The 23,549-nt window shown below is 44.9% G+C and carries 23 protein-coding genes; 9 read left to right on the forward strand and 14 right to left on the reverse strand.

The window, feature by feature from the left end:
- Nucleotides 1–55: 55 nt before the first annotated feature.
- The 6 genes from D104_RS31865 to D104_RS31890 are packed head-to-tail and all read right to left on the reverse strand — an operon-like array spanning nucleotide 56 to nucleotide 5,023.
- A complete protein-coding gene (locus tag D104_RS31865; RefSeq protein ID WP_024024714.1) occupies nucleotides 56–910 on the reverse strand; it encodes a class III extradiol dioxygenase family protein in 855 nt (284 codons plus the stop codon).
- On the reverse strand, nucleotides 910–1,272 hold the full coding sequence (locus D104_RS31870; protein ID WP_024024715.1) for a protocatechuate 4,5-dioxygenase subunit alpha: 363 nt from the start codon (nucleotides 1,270–1,272) through the stop codon (nucleotides 910–912). The genes D104_RS31865 and D104_RS31870 overlap by 1 nt, the downstream gene beginning before the upstream one ends.
- A gap of 42 nt (nucleotides 1,273–1,314) precedes the next feature.
- Entirely contained in the window at nucleotides 1,315–2,187 is an 873-nt protein-coding gene (locus D104_RS31875; protein ID WP_024024716.1) for an amidohydrolase family protein, read from the reverse strand.
- 40 nt (nucleotides 2,188–2,227) lie between these two features.
- On the reverse strand, nucleotides 2,228–3,316 hold the full coding sequence (locus tag D104_RS31880) for a 4-oxalomesaconate tautomerase (protein WP_024024717.1): 1,089 nt from the start codon (nucleotides 3,314–3,316) through the stop codon (nucleotides 2,228–2,230).
- Entirely contained in the window at nucleotides 3,309–3,986 is a 678-nt protein-coding gene (locus tag D104_RS31885) for a 4-carboxy-4-hydroxy-2-oxoadipate aldolase/oxaloacetate decarboxylase (protein WP_024024718.1), read from the reverse strand. Before D104_RS31885 ends, D104_RS31880 begins: the two co-directional genes overlap by 8 nt.
- A 29-nt stretch (nucleotides 3,987–4,015) precedes the next feature.
- A complete protein-coding gene (locus D104_RS31890; protein WP_024024719.1) occupies nucleotides 4,016–5,023 on the reverse strand; it encodes an amidohydrolase family protein in 1,008 nt (335 codons plus the stop codon).
- Nucleotides 5,024–5,645: 622 nt separating this feature from the next.
- Between D104_RS31890 and D104_RS31895 the strand changes: the two genes are divergently transcribed.
- The 3 genes from D104_RS31895 (at nucleotide 5,646) to D104_RS31905 (ending at nucleotide 8,484) form a co-directional block, all read left to right on the forward strand.
- Nucleotides 5,646–6,659: a DctP family TRAP transporter solute-binding subunit gene (locus D104_RS31895; RefSeq protein ID WP_024024720.1), complete on the forward strand. Its 1,014-nt coding sequence runs from the start codon at nucleotides 5,646–5,648 to the stop codon at nucleotides 6,657–6,659.
- Between the two features lie 80 nt (nucleotides 6,660–6,739).
- Nucleotides 6,740–7,213, forward strand: a complete 474-nt coding sequence (locus D104_RS31900) for a TRAP transporter small permease (protein ID WP_024024721.1) — start codon at nucleotides 6,740–6,742, stop codon at nucleotides 7,211–7,213.
- 2 nt (nucleotides 7,214–7,215) lie between these two features.
- Complete coding sequence (locus D104_RS31905) at nucleotides 7,216–8,484, forward strand: TRAP transporter large permease (protein WP_024024722.1); 1,269 nt, start codon at nucleotides 7,216–7,218, stop codon at nucleotides 8,482–8,484.
- A gap of 98 nt (nucleotides 8,485–8,582) precedes the next feature.
- Here D104_RS31905 and D104_RS31910 read toward each other — a convergent pair whose 3' ends face one another.
- Nucleotides 8,583–9,062 carry a peroxiredoxin gene (locus tag D104_RS31910; protein WP_024024723.1) on the reverse strand — a complete coding sequence of 160 codons (480 nt, stop codon included), beginning with the start codon at nucleotides 9,060–9,062 and terminating at the stop codon, nucleotides 8,583–8,585.
- Between the two features lie 61 nt (nucleotides 9,063–9,123).
- Complete coding sequence (locus D104_RS31915) at nucleotides 9,124–11,100, reverse strand: methyl-accepting chemotaxis protein (protein ID WP_024024724.1); 1,977 nt, start codon at nucleotides 11,098–11,100, stop codon at nucleotides 9,124–9,126.
- Between the two features lie 274 nt (nucleotides 11,101–11,374).
- Here D104_RS31915 and D104_RS31920 point away from each other — a divergent pair, with 274 nt between their 5' ends.
- The 3 genes from D104_RS31920 to D104_RS31930 all read left to right on the forward strand — a co-directional run bounded on the left by D104_RS31920 (nucleotide 11,375) and on the right by D104_RS31930 (nucleotide 13,947).
- Entirely contained in the window at nucleotides 11,375–12,778 is a 1,404-nt protein-coding gene (locus D104_RS31920) for an aminotransferase-like domain-containing protein (RefSeq protein WP_024024725.1), read from the forward strand.
- A 220-nt stretch (nucleotides 12,779–12,998) separates the two neighbouring features.
- A complete protein-coding gene (locus D104_RS31925; protein ID WP_024024726.1) occupies nucleotides 12,999–13,409 on the forward strand; it encodes a PilZ domain-containing protein in 411 nt (136 codons plus the stop codon).
- Nucleotides 13,410–13,431: 22 nt separating this feature from the next.
- Nucleotides 13,432–13,947, forward strand: a complete 516-nt coding sequence (locus D104_RS31930) for a DUF501 domain-containing protein (RefSeq protein ID WP_024024727.1) — start codon at nucleotides 13,432–13,434, stop codon at nucleotides 13,945–13,947.
- A gap of 50 nt (nucleotides 13,948–13,997) precedes the next feature.
- Here D104_RS31930 and D104_RS31935 read toward each other — a convergent pair whose 3' ends face one another.
- Both D104_RS31935 and glpK read right to left on the reverse strand, forming a co-directional pair.
- Complete coding sequence (locus tag D104_RS31935) at nucleotides 13,998–14,288, reverse strand: hypothetical protein (protein ID WP_024024728.1); 291 nt, start codon at nucleotides 14,286–14,288, stop codon at nucleotides 13,998–14,000.
- 93 nt (nucleotides 14,289–14,381) lie between these two features.
- Nucleotides 14,382–15,866, reverse strand: coding sequence for a glycerol kinase GlpK (gene glpK / locus D104_RS31940; RefSeq protein ID WP_024024729.1), 1,485 nt, complete (start codon nucleotides 15,864–15,866; stop codon nucleotides 14,382–14,384).
- 157 nt (nucleotides 15,867–16,023) lie between these two features.
- Between glpK and D104_RS31945 the strand changes: the two genes are divergently transcribed.
- From D104_RS31945 to D104_RS31955, 3 genes are all read left to right on the forward strand, one after another.
- The gene (locus D104_RS31945) at nucleotides 16,024–16,794 is read left to right on the forward strand and encodes a DeoR/GlpR family transcriptional regulator (RefSeq protein ID WP_024024730.1); all 771 of its coding nucleotides are present in this window, start codon (nucleotides 16,024–16,026) and stop codon (nucleotides 16,792–16,794) included.
- Nucleotides 16,795–16,977: 183 nt separating this feature from the next.
- A complete protein-coding gene (glpD, locus tag D104_RS31950) occupies nucleotides 16,978–18,465 on the forward strand; it encodes a glycerol-3-phosphate dehydrogenase (protein ID WP_024024732.1) in 1,488 nt (495 codons plus the stop codon).
- Between the two features lie 123 nt (nucleotides 18,466–18,588).
- Nucleotides 18,589–19,359: a TSUP family transporter gene (locus tag D104_RS31955; RefSeq protein WP_024024733.1), complete on the forward strand. Its 771-nt coding sequence runs from the start codon at nucleotides 18,589–18,591 to the stop codon at nucleotides 19,357–19,359.
- 13 nt (nucleotides 19,360–19,372) lie between these two features.
- On the opposite strand, the gene gcvA is transcribed toward D104_RS31955, so the two are convergent.
- The 4 genes from gcvA to D104_RS31975 form a co-directional block, all read right to left on the reverse strand.
- Complete coding sequence (gene gcvA / locus D104_RS31960) at nucleotides 19,373–20,311, reverse strand: transcriptional regulator GcvA (protein ID WP_024024734.1); 939 nt, start codon at nucleotides 20,309–20,311, stop codon at nucleotides 19,373–19,375.
- Between the two features lie 550 nt (nucleotides 20,312–20,861).
- On the reverse strand, nucleotides 20,862–22,235 hold the full coding sequence (locus D104_RS31965) for a glyceraldehyde-3-phosphate dehydrogenase (protein WP_024024735.1): 1,374 nt from the start codon (nucleotides 22,233–22,235) through the stop codon (nucleotides 20,862–20,864).
- Nucleotides 22,236–22,497: 262 nt separating this feature from the next.
- On the reverse strand, nucleotides 22,498–22,827 hold the full coding sequence (locus D104_RS31970; protein WP_024024736.1) for a DUF3392 domain-containing protein: 330 nt from the start codon (nucleotides 22,825–22,827) through the stop codon (nucleotides 22,498–22,500).
- Between the two features lie 34 nt (nucleotides 22,828–22,861).
- On the reverse strand, nucleotides 22,862–23,422 hold the full coding sequence (locus D104_RS31975) for a hypothetical protein (RefSeq protein WP_024024737.1): 561 nt from the start codon (nucleotides 23,420–23,422) through the stop codon (nucleotides 22,862–22,864).
- Between the last annotated feature and the right edge of the window lie 127 nt (nucleotides 23,423–23,549).

A 23,549-nucleotide genomic window follows, 5' to 3' on the forward strand; every position in this document is an offset into this window, starting at 1 on the left:
TCCAGACATCGGATTTTTTTGTACTTACCTTTCCAAATTAGCGGCTATGACACACTCACTCAGCGGTTGGCATTTCATTTTCTAACAGCATCAACCCAGAGCCTGTATTGGAAATCGGCGCATGGTAGTTACGATGACGCTCAGTTACCTTGCCTAATAAAGTGCCACGCATGGCAATCAGCATATTCAGCTCAACGGCTTGCGCGCCGCCTTGCTCAACCAAGTCCATATTAGAGTATTTCGTTAACGCTTCTGGGTTCGACACCAATTTGTCGAGGCAATCAATGTCAAATGCACGATTGATAAAGCCAGCACGTTCGCCGTCTAACTGGTGAGACATACCGCCTGTACCAAAGACGACCACATTAATATCTTCTTCATAAGACGCCACAGCACGACCAATCGCTCTGCCCAGTTCAAACGTACGCCAAGGTTGAGCCATTGGGTACTGTTCGCAATTAATACACACCGGAATCACTTTAACATGACCATATTGATGACCTGGCCACATTAAATTAAGCGGAACCGTCAAACCATGATCGACCTTCATTTCTTGGCAGATTGTCATATCAAACCCTTCATCGACAATGCTATTCGCAATGTGCCAAGAAAGATCCGACTCGCCGGTGACTGGCGGAATGGTAGGAATGCCCCAACCTTCATCTGAGTTGTAATATTCGTCTGCTACGCCCATAGCAAAAGTGGGTTTTTTATCGATAAAAAACTCTAAACCGTGATCATTGTAAAAAAGAATGATGACGTCAGGTTTTTTCTCGTTTAGCCAATCCCGTACCGGTGGATAACCATCAAAAAAAGGTTTCCAATAAGGGGTTTCTTCCAATCCATTCGCCATTGCGTTCGCAATCGCCGGAATATGGGAAGTCGTTACTGCTCCAATAATTTTAGCCATTAGACTTCTCCTCGACCGTTTCTTTCTAACATTGCTTTGAATTCATCCGTGCTCATGCCCGTTTGTAATCCACCAATGTCTTGCATGTTTAGCTTTAGTAAGCCGGTAAACTTTGCTAAATAATAGATACTGCCACCTTCACGCAAAAGTCCGATCACATCTTTATTACGAATCGCTTCTTTTTGTGCTTCCGTCAGTTTGAACTTCTCACAGTAGGCTTCTGGGTCCGCATTAAATGCATCGCGTGCTATCTGATCGTTAAACGAGTAACACATTTTATTTAAGCCGTAGCCTTTTTTGGCCATCTGACCATCAAAAAGGTACGTGCCTTGAAATTTTCGATCTGTATAGTTACTAGCCATGTCGGTAACCTCTATTTTTATACGTTTGTCGCGTTATTAGGATTACTTCCAATAAAGACACATTGGATTATCGACCAATAACGCTTGTTGGAGCGCTTGTGTTGGCGCGATATGAGGAATGACATCCACAAGGTGACCGTCATTTGGCGCTTCTACCTTCATATTTGGGTGCGGCCAATCCGTGCCCCACAAAACACGATCAGAGAACTTCTCAACTAACGTACGCGCAAAAGGATATACATCGGAATAATCTGGCGCGTGCTGTGTTAAACGCTCTGGGCAGCTCACCTTACACCAAACATTGTCGTTGTCTGCCATGAAGTTAACAAAGCGCTGGAAGTCAGGATGATCAACGCCATTTTTCACATTCGGGGTGCCCATGTGATCCACAACAATCGTCGTGTTCAACGCTTTCAAGAAAGGGATCAAATCTTCTAGATCGGCGGCTTCAAAATACACCACGATGTGCCAACCAAAAGGACGAATTTTTTCCGCAATCGAGAAAAACACGTCTCGTGGCGTGCTGTCGACAAGACGTTTAACAAAATTAAAACGTACGCCTCGAACACCCGCCGCGTGCATTTTTTCAATTTCTTCATGGGTTATTGAATCATCAACAAACGCCACCCCACGAGCTAAATCCCCTGCGGTTTCTAACGCATCGATCAACGCAGCGTTGTCGGTGCTATGACAAGACGCTTGAACAATCACGTTACGGGAAAAGCCCAAATGATCACGCAAGGCAAACAACTGCTCTTTTGACGCATCGCACGGCGTGTATTTACGTTTTGGGTGATAAGGAAATTTATCCGCTGGACCAAAAACGTGACAATGCGCATCCACCGCACCCGCTGGCGCCTTGAACGTCGGCTTGCTTGGAGCAGAGTGAAATGGAATATAATCTTTGTCCATCATGTTCAAATACCTATTTTAAAATTCGTTAAATCGTCAGCACTTATAGGCCGTTACTATGCGCAAAGACTTGCCCATCAAACAGCTTTCTCGCGGTACGTAGAATCGCCGCCGAGCCAACATCGCCATTGTCTTCTTGATCCAAAATGACCGTCATGGCGCCAATCGGATGCTCCACATCCAAGGTCATGCGTGAAGCAGACTTAAACTTAGCCACTTCATTGGCGGGCGAGCCTTTTAATACCGCCGCCGTTGCAACACTCACCGCCCCCAAAACACCAATAGAAGCATGACAACGATGTGGAATAAACGTGCGCGTTGAAATCGCACCGCCATTGGTTGCTGCACTCACCATGGTCATTTTAGGCACAGATTTGTCTTTCACATCGCCCAAATTCATCATCGGGCCGACCTGCAATCGAATCGATTCTAACTTTGCTCGCAGCGCATCATTGGCTTCGAGCTCTTCACGAGATTCTTGCCCTGTGATGCCCATATCAGCCGCACGCATAACCACCACTGGCATGCCGTTGTCGATACAGGTTACTGCCACGCCATCGATCACATCAACAATGTTACCAGTTGGCAATAACGCACCGCAGCTTGATCCCGCGGTATCTTGGAAAACAATCGGCACTGCCGCCGAAAAGCCAGGTACGCCGTCAATGCGAGCATCGCCTTCGTACTGCACTTCGCCGCCTTTAACCAATACACGAGCAACTGCGATTTGTCCGGTGTTTTCCATGAAGATTCGAACCGAGGTTTCCCCTTCAAGACCGTTCACTAAACCACGCTCAATCGCAAACGGGGCAATACCCGCTAAAATATTGCCGCAGTTTTGTGCGTCCGTCACAATCGCCTGATCAACAAACACCTGCAGGAACAAATAATCAACATCTGCGTCGTCGCGTTCCGACTTTTTCACCACGGCGACTTTAGAAGCAAGAGGATCCGCACCGCCAATGCCGTCAATTTGACGTTCATCCGGCGAGCCCATTACACGCAATAAAAATTGCGCGCGCGCCTCGATATCCGTCGGCAAATCCGCCGCCAAAAAGTAAGCCCCTTTCGAGGTGCCGCCACGCATCCACATGCAAGGCGCACTTTTTAGGACGCCAGATGCGTTAGACATACTTAAGGCCTTTTTCTTTCAAACGTGGACGCATTTCATAGATGTCCAAGCCCAGTTCGCCATTTGCCATTCGAACGCGTTTTGCTTCTTCATTTACCATGCGTTTACGAGCAAGCTCTAACACTTCCGCGGCACTTTCACGACGCACAACCACAACACCGTCGTCGTCTGCGACAATCACATCACCAGGGTTTACCAAAGCATCTGCGCACACCATAGGCACGTTAACAGAACCCACGGTTTCTTTAATGGTGCCTTCAGAGAAAATGGCTTTTGACCAAACAGGAAAATCCATTTGACGAAGATCGCGCGTATCACGAACGCCGCCGTCGATGATCAGACCCACCACACCGCGAGACTGAGCCGATGTCGCCAACAAGTCACCAAAAAAACCGTGATTAGAAGGCGATGTAGGTGCGAACACCATGACGTCGCCTGCTTTACACTGTTCAATCGCCACGTGCATCATCCAGTTGTCGCCCGCCGCACCGGAAATGGTGATTGCGGAGCCGGCAATGGTTTTGTCCATTTGAATCGGGCGCATGTAATGCGCAAGCAAACCAATACGACCTTGAGACTCATGGATCGTCGCCACGCCGCATTCTGCCAAACCATCGATCACTGCTTGGTCTGCGCGTTCGATATTTTGCACAACAATATTATTTCGCATGATTTTTTATTCCCTTGTAATCGAAAGTCTTACGCTTTTAATCGTGAAAAGACACGACGCGCATTACCTTCAAAGATGGCTTGTTTCTGCTCAGCATTCAACGCCGTGTTGTTATCGATGTAACGCTTAGTATCATCAAAATAATGGCCCGTTTCTGGGTCAATACCCCGTACGGCACCAATCATTTCAGAAGCGAATAAGATGTTTTTCGTTGGAATAATGTCCAATAGCAAATCAATGCCGCGCTGATGGTAGACGCAAGTATCAAAGTAGACGTTATTCAACACGCGCTCAGCCAGATCAAAACCTTGATCTTGCGCCATGCCGCGGAAACGTCCCCAATGGTAAGGCACCGCACCGCCACCATGTGGAATGATGATTTTCAGTTCAGGGAAATCTTTAAACACATCCGACATCATGAGCTGTTGGAAACCAGTCGTATCAGCCCCCAGATAATGTGAACCTGTTGTGTGGAAACAGTCATTACAAGCGGCACTTACGTGAATCATCGCAGGAATGTCGTATTCACACATTTTTTCGTAGATAGGGTAAAAAGAACGATCGCCCAACGACTTATCTTGCCAGTAACCGCCGCTTGGATCCGGATTCAAGTTGATGCCAAGGAATCCCATTTCTTCAATGGTACGGACAATTTCGCCGACAGACTTAGCAGGATCAACACCAGGAGATTGAGGCAATTGCGCAACAGGTGCAAAGTTTTCTGGGAATAAGTCACACACGCGACGAATTAAGTCGTTTTGATGTTCCGTCCAATATTGGCTCGTGTATTCATTGCCAATGTGGTGTCCCATCCAACTCGCACGCGGAGAAAAGATGGTTAGGTCCGTGCCTCGCTCTTGTTGCAAACGCAGCTGGTTATTAATAATGCTGTCACGAATTTCGTCATCCGACACTATGACTTTGCCCTTTTCACCGGTAAAAGAAGGGTCTTTAGCAACCTCAGCTTTCTGCTTATCTCGGTACTCACCAACACCGGGCGGTGTTGTCGTGTAATGTCCATGGCAATCTATAATCATGTTACTGCTCTCTATTCTTATTTAAGGTAACAAAGTGCTGCGCGACAGAAGTGAATAAAGCCATTCCATCACAATCTGTTGAGAGTATTCTTTCATGGGGACAATTTGGCTATTTCAATTTAGCCGAAAGGGTATTGTATTTTGATATAGGTGTTTTTTAGTACAGATAAGACATCTGCTCATTTGAGTTATTTTTCTTGAATAATCGAACCCCATTTCTTTTTTCTCCCACGCTTCATTTCGAAAATCATATTGATATATATGGCTTTTTTCAAACTCCCCTAGCGATAATGTTTTTTGTATTCCCTTTTCGATATACGAGAGTCATAAAAAATTCATTTCTAAAAATGCAAAAATTACGACACTTTGGTGCGGTTGCTTGGCAAAGCAGTCCTAAAAACACATATCTCATGGTTCAAAACAACAGAAATCTAAACTGGGTTTCTGTAGTTGCGTACCCATAAGAAAAAATATAGGGTATTTTTAAAATGATCCTATATTATTTAGGGGCTTAAAGCGCTGGTTACGAATACGAGACAGCCTACCTCATGACGACCTTGGGGTAGAAAATACAAAAATAAAACGATCGGGACACTTAAGATCCCAGCCTGGAGACGTAAAAATGAATCTAACCAAAAAAATCACCCTCGGTTTAATGGCAGCGGGTGCAGTCAGTGCCGTTAGCGCAGCAGACCTTACTCTTACTATTGGCCACGTTGACCCTCAAGATTGGACATCGTCAAAAAAAGGCGCCGCTACTGAGGTCTTTAAAAACCTCGTTGAAGCTGAGTCCGGTGGTCGTATCGAAGTCAATGTATACCCTTCTGGCCAGCTTGGTGGTGAAACAGACCTTGTTCAATCCGCTCAAGAAGGCACACTTAGCATGGCCATGGTGTCTGGCGCTTTTGCTAAAGTCTGTAAAGAAGCCGCTGTCCTAGAAATTCCATACTTATTCCCATCAGCCCCAATCGCATGGGAAGTATTAGATGGTGAATTCGGTAAAGCATTGTCTCAACATTGCCTAGAAGAAAGTGGATTACGCACACTAGCGTATGGCGAAACAGGCTTTCGTAACTTCACTAACTCAAAACGTGCGGTTGCAGAACCTAAAGACATGAAAGGGCTGAAAATTCGCGTTCAAACTTTGCCTTTGTACGTTGAAATGGTAAAAGCGATGGGCGCAGAGCCAACGCCAATCGCATGGCCTGAAGTACCATCCGCCCTAACAACTGGCGTTGTTGATGGTCAAGAAAACCCAATCAGTGTGATTGAAGCGAATAAATTCTATGAGTTCCAAAAATACTTAACACTAGACGGTCACGTCTATGGCACAGACTTCTTGCTAATGAATGAAGAACTGTATCAATCATTGAGCGACGCAGATCGCGCCATCATTAACCGCGCAGCGAAAGTAGCCGGAACATTGGGCCGTGCCGTACAGCAATTCAACTCCGCAAAAGGGCTAAAATCATTGGCTAAAAATGGCATGGTGATCACCACTCCAACGCCAAGCCAAATGGCGAAGTTCCGTGATGCTGCACAACCAGCCGTGATCAATTGGCTGAAAGGTGAGGTACAACCAGAGTGGATTGAACGTGCTCAAATGTCTGTAAAGGTTGTTAGTAACTCGCAATAAGCTATTCGTTTGAAATCAGGAGGCCGACAGCGATTTAATTTCTGTCGGCCACCTTTCCTTTGTCACAACCCGGAATCACCATGAAACGCCTCTACAAGAAAGTCCTCTCCATCTTAACTGGCACCTCCCTATTCGTTATTTTTGGCGTTATTTTAGTCAGTAGCATGAGTCGCTATTTATTAAATTCACCGATTCAATGGAGTGAAGAAGTAGCGAAATACGCCATGATTTACGGCACCATGTTTGGCATGGCGCTGTGTTATTTAGAAGGCATACATATTCGTTTTACGTTTTTAGAGGATTTGGTTTCCGATAAGATCCGCCACTTTCTTCATTTTATTTCTGACGCTATCGCCCTTATTAGTGGCGGAGTGATCGCCTATTCTGGTTACCTTTTCATGATGAAACGAGGCGGCATAAAAGCGCCGGGGACGGGCATTGAAATGTATTATTTTCAAGTCGCCATGGTCATCGGTGGCCTGTGCCTTATTATTGCAGCACTCATTCGACTCGCCGCGTATTTCCAACCTAAATCATCCGTAGAAGGACAATAATCATGCTAGGTTTCGGAATTCTTATTGTTCTTTTGGTGATTGGTAGCCCTATTGCCTTTGCTATTTTATTGGGTGTTGTGGGTCATGTTTACACTCTTCCATTCAATGTAAGTTTAGTGGCACAACGCATTTTCAGCGGGCTGGACTCGTTTTCAATTCTGGCCATTCCCTTATTCGTTCTAGCGGGTGAGTTAATGAACGAAAGTGGTATAACAGGCCGCATTATTAACTTTGCAAATGCCTTAGTTGGCCATATGCGCGCTGGCCTTGCTCATGTCAATATTTGGGCGTCGGTAATTTTTGCTGGGCTTTCTGGTTCTGCCGTTGCGGACACATCGGCACTGGGTCGTGTGTTTATTCCGACGATGGAAAAAGAAGGCTATCCGCGTGCGTTTGCAGCGGCACTAACAGCCGCATCGTCGGTTATCGGTCCGATGATTCCACCCAGCATTCCGGTGATTATTTACGCTTTAATCACCACCGGCGTGTCGGTTCCCGCTCTTTTCCTTGCTGGTGTCACACCAGGTTTATTCCTCGCTGTTGGCTTGTCCGTTTACGTGTATTTTTTTGCGGGCCATTACGCACCAATAAAAGCAAAGCTGTCCGTCAAAGAACGCTTAAAAGCCTTTGTGGATGCGTGGATTCCTTTGTTCATGCCCGTCTTCATTGTGGGCTCTATCCTAACGGGTATCGTTACGCCAACTGAGGCCGCGGCATTTGCCGCCGCGTACGCATTGTTAGCGGGTATATTCATTCTTAAGAGCTTGAAGCTATCGGACTTGCCTCGCGTCTTCATTCGAGCGATGCGCGATTCTTCTGTGATATTGATTGTGATCGGCGTGGTTGCCGCAGCAAATTGGCTACTAACTTTCTCTCGAGTGCCTCAAACGGTAAGTCAAATGGTACTAGAACAAGTGTCTAGCCCGTGGATGTTCTTGATTCTAGTCAACGTCATTTTGTTGGTTGTGGGGCTCTTTCTTGAAGGGATCGCCGCCATGCTGATATTGCTGCCGATTCTACACCCTATCGCTATGAGCTTGGGTATTGATCCGGTTCACTTTGGTATTGTGGTAATTTTTAACTTAATGATTGGCCTTGTGACACCACCGATGGGCATTTGCTTATTTGTCTCGAATTCCATTGCCAATGTCGGTATCGCCGCGATTTCAAGACAGATCATGCCGTTGTTCTTAGTGGAATTAGCAGTCTTGATATTAATCACCTTTGTTCCAAGTACGGTGACCTTCTTGCCGACGCTATTCGGGTACTAAGGCGCTGAGCTAATTATTGATGATTAAAAATATCAGGCATAAAAAAACGACGCATATTGCGTCGTTTTTTAAATTCAATACGCCGTCTTTCTTACGATTTACAGCTGAGACAACACATATTCAGCAGAACTGACTTTGTACTCGCCCGGTTCATCCAGCCATAACTCCTGCACGATGCCGTTGGTAACCAACATAGCGTAGCGAAGGCTGCGGATGCCCATTTTAGCCGCAGAGATGTCTAGTTCCATCCCCATAGAGCAAGTCAGCTCAGCCAAGCCGTCAGACGCCATCATTAAGTGCTCTGCGTTGTTCGCTTGACCCCAAGCGTTCATCACAAAAACATCGTTCACAGAAAGACAAATAATATCATCAATGCCTTTTGCTTTTAGATCATCATAATGAACAACATAACCCGGTAAATGGCTGGCGCTACACGTTGGTGTAAACGCACCAGGAACCGCAAACATCAATACGGTTTTTCCAGAAAAGAACTCCGTTACATCGATCGTCTCAGGCCCTTCTTCTCCCATGATTTGAAACGTACCATGGGGCAGCATATCGCCAACAAGAATAGACATAGATTTTCTCCAGAGAAATTAAGTTATGCCAATCTTAACGCAATCTCCCTGAGAAAACTCATTAAACAATCTTAAACTGGCTCAGTAAGTGCTTCTGATGAGACGCCAACTTCGACAAGCCTTCACTGTCTTTCTCACTTTGATCCGAGCCCAATGCCGCCTCTTCAGACATCGCGGATATCTCCAACACATTTTGCTTTATCTCTAGCGAAACAGCAGACTGCTCTTCTGCTGCTGCCGCAATTTGCGTGCTCAAGTCTCGAATTTCTTCCATGCTGCTTTGCAATTCTGCCAATGACAAGCCAACGGTACGAGCTTCTTCTGCACTGGTATTCGCGCTCTTACGGCTTTCCGCCATACTGTCTACCGTTTTTGTCACGCCTTGCTGTAACTGAATAATGACTTGTTGGATTTCTTCGGTAGAGCTGTGCGTTCGCGTTGCTAAGGTACGGACCTCATCCGCCACCACAGAAAATCCACGACCTTGTTCGCCAGCACGTGCCGCTTCAATCGCCGCATTAAGCGCCAATAAGTTGGTTTGTTCAGCGATTTCTTGGATAACATCTAATATGCGATCAATGTTTTTGGAGTGTTCATCGAGCTGATTAACGACCGTGGTCGATTCTTCAATTTTTGAAAGGAGTCGTTCTATTTGCTTAATATTCGAGTCCATCAACGAGCGATTCTGATTGGCTCGTTGGTCGACAGATTGAATTTGGTGCAGAATCACTTCTGAACTTTTGGCCACTTGATCTACCGCCGCCACCATTTCTGTCATAGACGACGCGACTTCTGTCGTTCTATCATTCTGAGCGCCCATCAAGCGTTTTGATTCGGCGGCCAAACGCACATTACTTGCGGCCGATTCTGCAACGTCATTCGACACTTTATCGATGTCCGCCATCACGTTTTGTAATTTCGCCACCAAGCCATTAACCCAACCGGATAATTCGCCAAATTCGTCTTTGGTTTTCACCGCGCTGCGCTGCGTGAAATCGCCATCCGCAATTTTGCCTAACACATTCATCACTTCTTTTAATGGAAGACGAATGCTTCGACTAACCCACAACGCCACCAGCACAGCAATCACAATAGAAACCACCAATACGATTTCTATAATCAATGTGGACAATGACGCGGCGGCACTGGCTTCACTTTTGGCCTCGCGGCTCATTTTTTCGGTTTCAGACAAAAGTTGTTCCACGGAAGCGTTCACGGCTTCCATGCTGTCCGACAACTGTTTCGCCAGTACTTCAGACTCTTGAGACAAACGCGTATTTTCATACTGTTTCGCCACAACGCCTTCTTCTGAAGAAACGCCCAGCTCTACTTCATTCACTAAATCATTGATATTGTCGTCTTTCACATACGACTGTTTGTCTTTAAGGCTCGAAATAATGGTCGCCATTTCATCTCGAAACTCCTGCATTCTATCCAAACCACGTACATCGAAATAATCGTTTACCGATACTTGTAAGCTCTGTATTTGACTGTGCATATAGGAAGCGGCAAACTTAATTTCAGACGTGTCGCCATCGGTTTGCAACATGTCTAGATCTTCCGATGCAAAATTAATGGCGTCTTTTAAATCCAGTTTTTCATCCGGGACAACCGCCTGCAGTTCTAACATTTTTTTATGATTAGAAAAGGCCACATCGGTGTAACCAAAAAAGTTCTCAACTTCTGCATTGATGTCCCTCAATGCTTGTTCCATTGCAGGAAGGCCTTCAAGTTGACCAGACAGTTGCTCAGACACATCAATAAACTCTTGTTTATGAAGTGAAAAAGCTTCTGAAAGCGTTTCTAATGAGTCCGGTGTTTTACTCAGTAAATATTGTAAAACGGCGGCATTCGATAGGCTTAAATCGTCTTTTAACGCATTACTCGTAGACGAAATTGTCGCGACTCTTCCTGTAACAACATTTAGACGGTCTTCAATTTTGTTAATGCCGACAAAACCAGACGCAGCGATCATTACTAACAGCAGCAATAAAACACCAAAACCAAATAAAATCCTTTGAATAACAGACAACGACATAATCGACCTCTAAATTAAAACCCACGTGATATTTTCTTTGTGCTCACATTATCGAAAAGCACTCATATTGACATAGAAATGCTTATTTTCACGGAAAACTAACCAATCATACAGGAAAACAATAACACTTTATTGACAAACAATGCCGTACCCTCAACGTCAAATACCCGCAAAAACAAATCCATGAACGTCACACCACATAAACCACATAGATTTCTTTCAACCCGCCAATCTGGTAAATTGGGGTTCTCTTTCTGAACTCGACTTGCACTTTATGGATTGCCCCTTATACGAAAAAATTGCCAACCAAATTGAACACCAAGTTCATGAAGGTATTTTCTTACCAGGTGCAAAAATTCCATCCGTACGAAAATCCAGCAAACAAATGGAAGTCAGTGTCGCCACCGTGCTCCAAGCCTACAGTTTGCTGGAAGACCGAGGCGTCATCAAAGCCCGTCCACAAAAAGGGTATTTCGTTCAAGAACACCAATTACAACCATCAGAACGCATCAAAATTGAACCGACTAAAAATGACGGCACTATTCATGCGTTATTAAGGCGTCTTCTGCACGCATCACAAGACGAGAATATTATTCAATTTGGCGCCGCCATTCCGAAAAGTCAGTTTCTGCCCATTCGACAATTACAGCGTTCTGTTGGTCGACTCATGCGCTTGGAGCCTGAGATCTGTGCGGCCTATGAATTTACCCCGGGCTCACTCAGCTTACGTCGCCAAATCGCCATTCGCATGCTCGACAGTGGCTGTCAATTGCAACCCGATGACATCACCATCACATTAGGCTGCCAGAATGCTTTAATGCTTTCATTACAGGCCGTTGCAAAAGCCGGCGACACCATTGCCATAGAAAGCCCTGCTTATCATGGCGTTCTACAAGCCATTGAAGTACTCAACCTAAAAGCCATCGAAATTCCTTGCTCTGCTGAACACGGCATCGATCTGGACTTATTAGAAAAAGCCGCCACGGAATGGGACATTAAAGCCTGCATAGTCACCCCAAATAATCAGAACCCCATTGGCGCCACACTCAGCCATCCATCCAGACAGCGCATCATCGGTCAATCCGTAGAACATGACTTCACTCTGATTGAAGACGACGTGTACGGCGAACTGAGCTACAAAGACAAGCGCGAACGCGCGCTCAAAGCCGACGACAAACACAACACTGTGATTTACTGCAGCTCTTTCTCTAAAAGTATCGCGCCGGGGTTCCGTATTGGGTGGGTTGTTGGTGGACGCTTTCAGCCACAAATTGAACATTATGCTTACGTTCAATCCTTGGCGATTCCGACGTTAACGCAAACCGCCATCGCCAATTTTTTGGAAAACGGCGCCTATGATCGCCACTTACGAAAAACTCGGTTGGCGTATCAGGATAACTTGGCTCGTTGCCAAGCCTTAATCCAAGAGCACTTTCCAGCAGGCACCGAGACATCATCCCCTAAAGGCGGTTTTTTACTCTGGGTCACTTTGCCAGACCACGTAAACGCCATGACGCTTCACGCTCAAGCTCTGGAAAATGACATTGGCTTATTACCCGGTCTTGCCTTTAGTTTGACGGCGCAATTTAGTCATCATTTTCGATTAAATTACGCATTAACTTGGGATAATAAAACCGATGCAGCACTTAAAGCGTTAGGGAAACTTTGCCAACCATAGACAAACTGATCTAAGCTGTTTTAAGGTAGTAAGACAGGCAAAACGAAAAGCCTAAATCTGGCGTTTCGACATATAAGTAAAAGTTATGAATTTAAGGATGAACATCTTAATATTCGTCTGTACAGACAGAGCAAAAAGCGTACAATTCGCATTCTTTTTTAAACACTCGGCTTCCTTGGCCGATAACATAATTATCTAAATTAGTAGCTGGCTTGTTGCGATGGAATTTGTTGCACATCCGAGAGACCTTCCGTTAGAAATCACTCTAATAGAAGATCAGCCTTTTCCTCCGGTTAACGAAGAAAGAGCTGGGTTTGTCGGTATTACATATGTCTCCCTTCGTCCATTTGATAATGGACGCTCGGTAAGAATCACACTGGAAGAAATAGACCCAAATTTTTGCGTCTCTGGCCGTGTGGTATGGTGTAACCAAGAAGCTGACGGTTATCGTATTGCTATTGAATTCCCTACCAATGAAGAGTGTTATTGTGTTCGCATGATTGAACAGCTCTCTCAGATAGAACACTATCGACGTAAAGCAAAAACAGAAGGTCGACGACTTAATTACAACGAAGCCGCTGCCGAATGGATACAAAAATTTGCCGCTAGCTTTCCTGCATTCACGCTTTAACCTCCCTATTTAATAAGACTCTATGAAAAACACACTTTCTCAGCGTGATTTTGACATCATCGCCGCTCAACTTGGCCGTAAGCCTAACGGCATCAATGCCATTGCTCATTATTCTCCCAACGGAACGCCTCAAGTATTAGAGATGGAAACATGGGTGTTTGATCAGCCCTTTCCAACGCTGTATTGGCTTTCTAGTAAAGCAATAGACAAAGCGTTGGCAAGAATAGAAAGCCACGGTGTTGTAAAAGAACTGGAACAACGCATTAAAGACGACCCAGAATTAAGAGAAGCACATCACGCTTCTCATCGCGATTATATTGCGAGACGCTGGGAAGTGATGAGTGATGAACACAAAGCCATCATTGAAGAGAAAGGTTTCAAGCCTCTGTTCGATAAATTGGGCATTGGCGGCATTGCAAACTGGGATAAAGTACGATGCCTGCACATGCAATACGCACATCATCTTGCTGGCAACAATGTGATTGGTCGCATTCTAGATGAAGAATACGATGTCAGGGCCATCGCCGACGCAGAATAAAACAAAAAAGGGGCAACATTATGTTGCCCCTTTTTTTAAATGCTAAATGCTTATTTTAAGCTATTCAGTAACGCTCTGAGTTCATCGGATGTTGACGCTTTAGGAAGCACGCCACGAATACGGTTAAACGCATTCTGCGCAACAGACGCACGCTGCGCGTAAGTTGTTAATGCACCACCTGTCCAACCCGCCAATTTCACCATTTCATTTTTGAAATTGTTACCGTTAACGCCATGACCACCTAGCGCCATTAACGCATCTTCAATCTCCAGATAGCTTGGACGGTCGCCGCCAAACTTCATAAAATCATCTTCTTGCACTTCAGCATACTGCTTTGACATTTTCTAAACCTTTTTAAAAAGAAACACCTGCTATTAAAGTTAGACAAATTTACCTTATCGCACAAGCCATAGCGTGTATTAAAACGTAAAAACTTACTCACGCGTTCGAACGCGGTCTACCGCTTTTTGCCAACCTTGATACAATTTGTCTCCCGTGCCCTTTTCCATCGCCGGCTCAAAACGTTTATCCGCTTTCCATAACGCCATCACGTCGTCCAAAGAATGATAAAGACCAACATGCAAACCCGCTAAAAACGCCACACCCAACGCGGTCGTTTCGGTCACACAAGGACGCTCTACCGTAATTTCTAACAAATCACTTAAGAATTGCACCATTACGTCGTTTATTACCATTCCACCATCGACACGCAATGAACTAAATGTTGCGCCATCTTGCGCCATCGCCCCGACTAGATCCCTTGTTTGATAACACACAGAACGCAAACCCGCACTTACAATATCTTCCACACTGGTGTCACGAGTAAGGCCTATCATGGCGCCACGGGCATCTGGATCCCAGTACGGCGCACCCAATCCAGTGAACGCTGGCACAAGGTATACCGAATCATCATTCAATGCTTTTTTTGCCAGGCTTTGTGTTTCTTTGGCGTCCGCAAACAGCTTCAGGCCATCGCGAAGCCACTGAATAGCCGCGCCAGCAACAAAAATACTGCCCTCTAAAGCGTAAGTCACTTTACCATTCAAACGATAACCAACCGTCGTCAGTAATTTATGCTCAGAACGAATGGCCACATCGCCTGTATTCAAAATCATAAAGCAGCCTGTTCCATAGGTACTTTTCACCATCCCAGGTGTAAAACATGCTTGACCGACCAAGGCCGCTTGCTGATCACCAGCGATGCCATTAACTGGAATTTCCGCCCCTAACCAAGACGCGTCAATCACACCAAAATCCGCACTGCAATCCATGACTTCAGGAAACAAAACGTCACCGATGCCCAACAATTGAATCAGTTCATCGTCCCATTCTTGTGTATGTATATTGAACGCCATGGTACGAGCCGCATTAGTTGCATCGGTTTTATGGGATTTCCCATTGGTTAACCGCCACAATAAAAAGCTGTCAACGGTGCCAAAGGCTAACTTTCCTGCTTGCGCTTTTTCACGCGCACCTTCAACGTTATCGAGAATCCAGCGAATCTTAGTGGCTGAAAAATACGGGTCAATTAACAAGCCTGTTTTCTCTTGAACTTTTTCACCCAACCCCTGAGCGCTTAAGGACTGGCAGAATTCACTCGTTCGACGGTCTTGCCATACAATTGCGTTATAGACCGGCTTACCCGTTTCCGTATCCCATAAAATGGTCGTTTCACGCTGGTTTGTGATCCCTATGGTCGCTATCGCTTGCGCATCGATCCCTGTATCCTTTAAAACAGATCGACAAACCGCTAACGTAGACGACCAAATATCTTCTGGATCATGCTCAACCCAACCGTCATTTGGAAATATTTGTGGGAACTCTTGCTGGGATTGACCGACACGTGTGCCTTTTTCGTCAAATAAAATAGCGCGAGAACTGGTAGTGCCTTGATCAATAGCAAGAATATAATGCGTCATAGTGAATTCTCTTTCGAACCACAGTCCCTCAACACGTGAGCGACTTAATTGTTGTTTTGTTTTTTGAACATGAATATTCAAATGCGAATATTCCATATTAAAGACCAATGCACACTTGTTTAGCAAGCAGTAACCTTTTTCAGGAGAAGAAAACAATATGGGTCAACTCTCTCGCCAAGACAACATTGTCGCCATAGTAAAAGAAAAGGGTTATGTGACAATCGATGAATTGGCCAGTCAATTTTCTGTGACGCCACAAACCATTCGAAGAGACATCAATGAACTGGCCAAAGCCGATCAAATACGTCGCCACCACGGCGGAGCCAGTTACGATTCCAGCACAACGAACGTCGCGTATGCCACTCGACAGATTCTACAGCTGCCAGCAAAAGAACAAATTGCCCAGCGAATCGCAGCTGAAATCCCCAATCACGCGTCTCTATTTATCAACATAGGTACAACAACCGAAACCGTTGCACGCGCACTTTTAAACCACAAAGGCCTGCAAGTCATTACCAACAATCTCAATGTAGCGGCTATTTTGAGTGGAAAAGAAGATTTTACCGTTATTATTGCTGGCGGTACGGTTCGTTCCCGTGACGGTGGCGTAATGGGCGAAGCCACCATCGATTTTATCAACCAGTTTAGAGTGGACTTTGGCATTGTCGGCATCAGCGGCATCGACCCAAATGACGGCTCTCTTTTAGATTACGATTACCAAGAGGTGCGAGTTGCCCAAAGCATCATCCACAATTCTCGTACCGTATTTCTGGCCGCCGACAGTGCAAAATTTGGACGTAATGCCGTTGTTCGATTGGGAAACATCACCCAAGTCGACCGCCTTTTCACCGACGAACAACCACCAAAAGCCATCATAAAACTCATGAAAGAACACAAAGTACGCCTAGAACTTTGCACGCCCAAGTAACCCTTGGGCAGGTTCCTTTCAAGGTAACACTTCACTCTTCTGCCAACCCCATTCATAAATAAGATCATTTTTTCACCAAAACTTCACAAAGCAATGTTGTCATCAGCCACGTAGAGGTTTAATATCGAAAAACAATGTTCACTTTCGAACATACAAATTCGCAATACAACCGTGAGGCTTTGCATGAATCACTCCCATTTTGACCTATTTGTAGTTGGTGGCGGAATCAACGGCACAGGAATCGCCGCCGATGCGGCTGGACGAGGCCTCAATGTTGGCCTTTGTGAAATGGGAGATTTGGCTCATGCGACATCATCATCCAGCAGTAAGCTGATTCATGGCGGGTTAAGATACCTAGAGCATTATGAGTTTCGACTAGTAAGAGAAGCGTTAACAGAGCGTGAAGTCTTACTGAAAGTCGCGCCGCATCTTGTCACGCCAATGCGCTTTCAAATGCCGCATAGACCACACTTACGGCCTGCTTGGTTAATCCGCATTGGTTTGTTTCTTTACGATAATTTAGGCAAGCGAGAAACCTTACTCGGCTCAAAAGGCGTGAAGTATCGCGCAGACAGCCCACTGAAAGACGACATTACTCAAGGCTTTGAATACTCGGACTGCTGGGTCGACGATGCTCGCTTAGTGGTGACCAACGCCCTAAGCGCACAACAAAACGGCGCCATTATTTTTGCTAGAACGCGCTGTACCTCTGCCAAACGGATTGATGGTCAATGGAAGATCCAACTCGAAGACCAAATTACTAATGAAATACATGAAATAACGGCCAAAGCCTTAGTCAATGCCGCTGGGCCTTGGGTATCGTCGTTCATTGAAACGAAACTGGAACAAAAAGCGCCTTACGGCATTCGCATGATTAAAGGCAGTCACATCGTAGTGCCTAAGCTTTATCAACACGCTAACGCGTTTATTATGCAAAATACCGATAAGCGCATCGTGTTCGCGATCCCTTATCGTGAACATTACACGCTATTAGGCACAACCGATGTTGAATACAAAGGTGACCCTAATGATGTCGCGATTACCGAAGAAGAAACACACTATATTCTAAAAGTCGCGAACGACCACTTCAAAAAGACACTTTCTCCTGCTGACGTGGTGTGGAGTTACTCTGGCGTTCGTCCTTTATTAGAAGACGAGTCTTCTGACCCATCGGCCGTGACTCGCGATTATACCTTGCATTTAAACGATCAAAATCACAAAGCACCACTGCTAAGCATCTTTGGCGGTAAAATCACCACATACCGAAAACTGGCGCTCTCCGCGATGCATAAACTCGAACCGTATTTCGATAAGCTTGGGGACGAATGGACACACAGTAAACCATTACCTGGTGGTGATTTAGGCATGCCGTTGGATGCCTTCGCCATGAAGCTTCAGCAAGATTACCCGTTTATCGGTGCACACCTTGCGCACCGTTTTGCCAACAGCTATGGAACGCTCACCCACACGTTACTGAACAAAGTGAATTCAGAAGAAGCGCTTGGCCAGCATTTTGGTAATCAGCTTTATCAAGTCGAAGTGGATTACTTAATAAACCATGAATGGGCTCGTACAGCGGAAGACATTTTATGGCGCCGCACTAAGCTGGGTCTGGAGTTTACGCCAGACCAAATCACCACATTAGAAGGTTATTTACAGGAAAAAGTGTAACGATTCATTTTGGTTAACCATTAAATTAGCGCTCAATAGCCCACCTAAACGATTGTCTAGGTGGGCTTTTTTTGGTCTACTAAAACGCCCCTCTCGCCTTCATTTAATAGGAAGCAACACACAATGGATTTTGTCTTTTTCGATATTTCGCTTTGGGTCTATCTTGCCCTCTTCGCAGCGGCTTTTTTCGCAGGGGTCATTGATGCTATTGCAGGCGGCGGTGGACTCATTACTGTACCGGTTCTATTAGCGGCAGGCTTATCACCAGCCGAAGCGTTAGCCACCAACAAATTACAAGGCTGTGCGGGGACCGTTTCCGCTTCTTACCACTTTATCAAAAAAGGCCAAGTTAAGCTTTCTGACATGTGGCTGCCTATTGTTATGACAGCCATCGGTGCAATTTTTGGCACGTTATTGGTCTCGTATTTAGACAGCCGTTTATTACTAAAAGCCGTGCCAATTATTTTAATCGCCGTCGCGATTTTCTTTTTCTTTTTACCAAAAGTTCAACCTTATATTGCCAGCAGATTTTCCCTTACACATATACAGTTCGCCGTGATCATCGGCACGAGCATCGGGTTTTATGATGGTTTAATTGGTCCTGGAACTGGCGCGTTCTTTTCTACGGCGTATTTATGCTTAATGGGATTAACGGTGGTTTCCGCAACGGCTCATACAAAAGTACTCAACGCGACCAGTAACTTGGCGTCACTCGCTATGTTTGCATTTAGCGGTCATCTTATTTGGATGTTAGGCATCGTGATGGGAATAGGACAATGGTTTGGTGCGCAAATTGGCTCACGTTTGGTCATCACCAAAGGCGCGAAGCTTATTCGCCCTATGGTGATTATTATGTGCTTGGCCATTTCGGTAAAACTGCTACTCGATAACTGATTCGTCCTTTTTATCAGAGCAACTCATCTGGCGTAGTCAGAGTGTCTTCTGGAGAGTAGCGATAGCATTCTTCCACTAACCACTTAAGTAATTGTTGTACTGGCTCTCGTTGTCGCTGCATGTCAGGGCAAGCAAACAAATAAGCATGACCTTCATCCAATACGTGAGAAAAAGGCATCACTAAGCGTCCATACTGAATATCATCCATAACCAAAGGTGTTCTTCCTAAAGCAACACCCTGACCTGCAATCGCAGCTTGAACCGCCAAATCACCTCGATTAAAACTGATACCGCGAGACGGTTTGACGCCTTTGGCATTAGCTAATAATAACCAGCGCTCCCATTCCGCATACGGACTGGTAAAGCGCCACTCCGAGTCATCATTCAATAATGGTACCTGAGCCAATTGATTCGGCTCTACCAACAATCGCGATGCGGCAAATGCCGGACTGCACACTGGAAACACCTTATCTTTCATCAAGGGGACAATATTCCCTTTTGTACCATGAACGTGGCTGTGCACGATCGCGACATCAATTCGGTCTCGCTGAAAATTTACCTCTCGATCATTCGCTTGAATTCTAAGCTGTAAATCAGGGTACGCTTCTTGCAAACTCCCCAATCGAGGAATCAGCCATTTTGTCGCAAACGAAGGCATCACAGAAACCGTTAGAATATTAGAGGTTTCTTCTTCTTGTAATTCTGAAACCAACTCATTGATCTCATTAAAACTGTGATTTAGCTGAACCGCCAAACGCGCACCCGCGACCGTTAATTCCAATCGACGGTGATAACGAATGAACAATGTCAGGCCTAATCGCTCTTCTAGTTGTCGAATTTGCTGACTAATCGCACCTTGTGTGAGGTGCATTTCCTGTGCGGCTTTCGTAAAACTCAAATGACGCGCGGCAATGGAAAACGTGCCTAATCCAGACAAGGGAATAGATTTCATAACATAATCACCATAAGACGAGCTCAGCTACTGCAAAATTGAACAACCAAGAAATAAGAAAATAATCTAAAGACAAAAACGCTTAAAATATGACCATTTTCTACCGTTTAAACAATCATAAGCAGCCAGTTTGCTGTTTATCGAGTTGAAAATAGTCGTCATTAGAAAACATCGATCTATTTTGCATTAATTATACTAATCCAACAAATCAATTTATATCGTTTGTCACCTGATTCCAAAAAGCTAGAATAGCCACATCTCTTAGGTTTAACAGCGACCTAATATTTATCAATACAGCCCTAACTGTATTACTCCTAAAATGTGTCCCACAGTCATGTTTTAGGCGAATAGCATCATTCCCCACAGTGTGGTGTTATTCTCAATTGCTAGTTACTTTTGTTGAAGCCGGACCTTGTCCGGCTTTTTTTTATCCAAAATTCAACGTCTCGCATTCAAACCAACGAACATCTGAATAGTGCATCTCATCACAACGAAAAACGGCGACCCTAAGGCCGCCGTTCAAGACAGTATTCTCTGTATTCAACACGGTTTACGCCGCTTGATCCTCAAGCAACACCGCCTTTTTTAAATTAGCCTGAGCCAATTTCTCCATCAAGCGAACAACCTGACAGCTGTAGCCGTATTCATTGTCGTACCATACATACAAGATCGCTTGATTGCCACGCACTTTCGTTGACAAGGAATCCAATATGCCAGCTTGCTGAGAGCCAATGAAATCAGAACTTACTGCATCGGCGCCGTCGCTGTAGCCAATTTGACCGGTTAATTCAGCGCTGTTTGATGCATTTTTCAACAGCTGATTAATGTCATCAACCGATGTGGCGGATTTCAAATTCAGACTCAATACTGCAATCGAAACATTAATCACTGGCACTCGAATCGCGCTGCCGCTCAACTTCCCTTCCAAAGAAGGAATGGCTTTAGAAACCGCTTTCGCCGCGCCCGTTTCTGTCATCACCATGTTCATGCCAGCCGCACGACCACGACGATCACCTTTGTGAATATTATCGATTAAGTTCTGATCATTCGTATAAGCGTGAACGGTTTCAACATGACCCGACACAATGCCGTACTTCTCTTCAAGAACAGACAAAATGGGTGTAATCGCATTAGTGGTACAAGACGCCGCAGAGACAATGCGATCGTCTTCGGTAACGTCATTGTCATTGACACCAAACACAATGTTTTTCATTTCTTTGCCGGGCGCCGTTAAGACAACACGTTCGATACCAGGACGATTCAAGTGAACACTCAAACCGTCATGATCACGCCAGCGACCAGTATTATCCACAAGCAACGCATTATCGATGCCATACGCTTGATAATCGACTTCTGCAGGATCTGAGGCATAAATCACTTTCACAGGAGAGCCATTAATAATCAATGATTGATTGGCTTCATCGACCTTTACCAAACCATCGTAAACGCCATGAACCGAATCGTATTTCAACAAGCTTGCACGTTTTGTAAGATCATCATCACACGCCTTACGAACCACAATCGCCGCCAAGGCCATGCCCGGAGTAGTATGACCCAACGAACACATACGACGAGCAAGCAAACGACCGATACGGCCAAAACCATACAACACAACCGGTGTTTCACTGCCCGTTTTAGGGGCTGCCGCCAAGACAGAAGCAACATCCGCTTCAGCGATAAGCGATTCCAGTTCGATGGTCGTGTGAGAATTGTCGCTCGCCAGAACCTGCTCCAACACTTGATAGACTTGCGCAAGATCTAACTCTGGATACGAATCAAAAGCCGCCATCAACCCAGTGACAGAATCTGCCATTAAGGTGTTTCCTGCCAATTGAACTTTAATCGATTTTTCACGACCCAGCTTACCCAAAAGAGGAATCATTGATTCTGCTTGCGAAAGTGTTTGTAACCAAGTGCTTGTCATTTTCTGCCCCCGAAAAAAGACGTTGTTATATCAATATGGGCGCAGTCTAACGACTGGATTAGACAAAAACAAATTGTAAGAAGACTACAAAAAACCTTTAAAATCGGGTATTTAGTGTCTTTTTTTATAGAAATAACGAAATAACAAGAAAGGGTTAGAAACTTTACTACATAATCATAGAATCAAACGGTGCATCCGCATAAATCGAATGATTATGTTGTAATTTGGCAACGTAAACTGACAGGAACTTTCATGAATTATTTTATAAATGTCGCTTTCTTTCCGCCAAAACACCTAAAAAACAAAAACAAGCAAACACCAAAGCCGGACGATAAACGAAATCAACGCGAGTAATTCCCCAATATACTAAAGGCTGACTCCACAACGTTAACAACCCATAACCAAATGTACACATCAAAATAAACGCCACTACTCGAGCAATAAACACCCAAGAAGCAACCAGTTTTTTGAGATACCCATTCACTTTATCGCCGTATACCACTAAGCAAGTCGCCACTAAAGCCAGAGAAATATCATTAAGGTGTGGCTGAATAAGGTGCGCTAGACGAAGATTTAAATCCAAAACAAACATAAATAATTAACTACTACCGTTTAAAAATACAACGCTACTGATTTTTTCGAGACAAGGCTTCAACATCTATTTTACCAGATCGATTCACCACTTTTGGGTGCTCATCAACATACATAATGGACACATCGTACGTGCTATTTTGAAATTCGATCAATGTTCCGTCCTTAAACAACCAAGTTGAGCGGCCAATACCCTGATTCAAATGCCCTTCTGTCGGCTCACCGTATTTTTTCTCTAACAAGGCTCCTAACGCTTTTCGCTTCTCGTTACTTTCTACAACGCCCGATAATAATGCTTGGCGTACATAACCAGACGTATTCGAAAAAACCGTTAAGTTAGTAACGCCCAAAATACCTTCTGGCCCTAAGCTGTAACTCATTTCGCCATCTCGATAAGACGGGTAACTACTCAACCCCATACTCTCAAGCTGCCTTTTTAAACGAGACAAGCTCAAATCATTCAGTGGTAAACCAAACAACTCAGCCATATTGGACAGGCGCGCTTTCTCATTCGTTTTTGCCTGTACAGTGCTAGTCATTCCCATTAGTAACGTAAGAATCAACGCTGCAAACCCAAAAGTAAATTTTCTAGACATTAATCCTTTCCCAATGAGAGTTCATGTTCCAGTTTGACAGGCAAAAAACACCAAACCTGATATATAATACAACACTATAGACTCCTTCCATTCAAGGAGCATCAAAACTTTATTTATTGAGGTAATA

Origin of the sequence: Marinomonas profundimaris, from assembly GCF_000508165.1 — a bacterium.
Lineage (GTDB): Bacteria > Pseudomonadota > Gammaproteobacteria > Pseudomonadales > Marinomonadaceae > Marinomonas > Marinomonas profundimaris.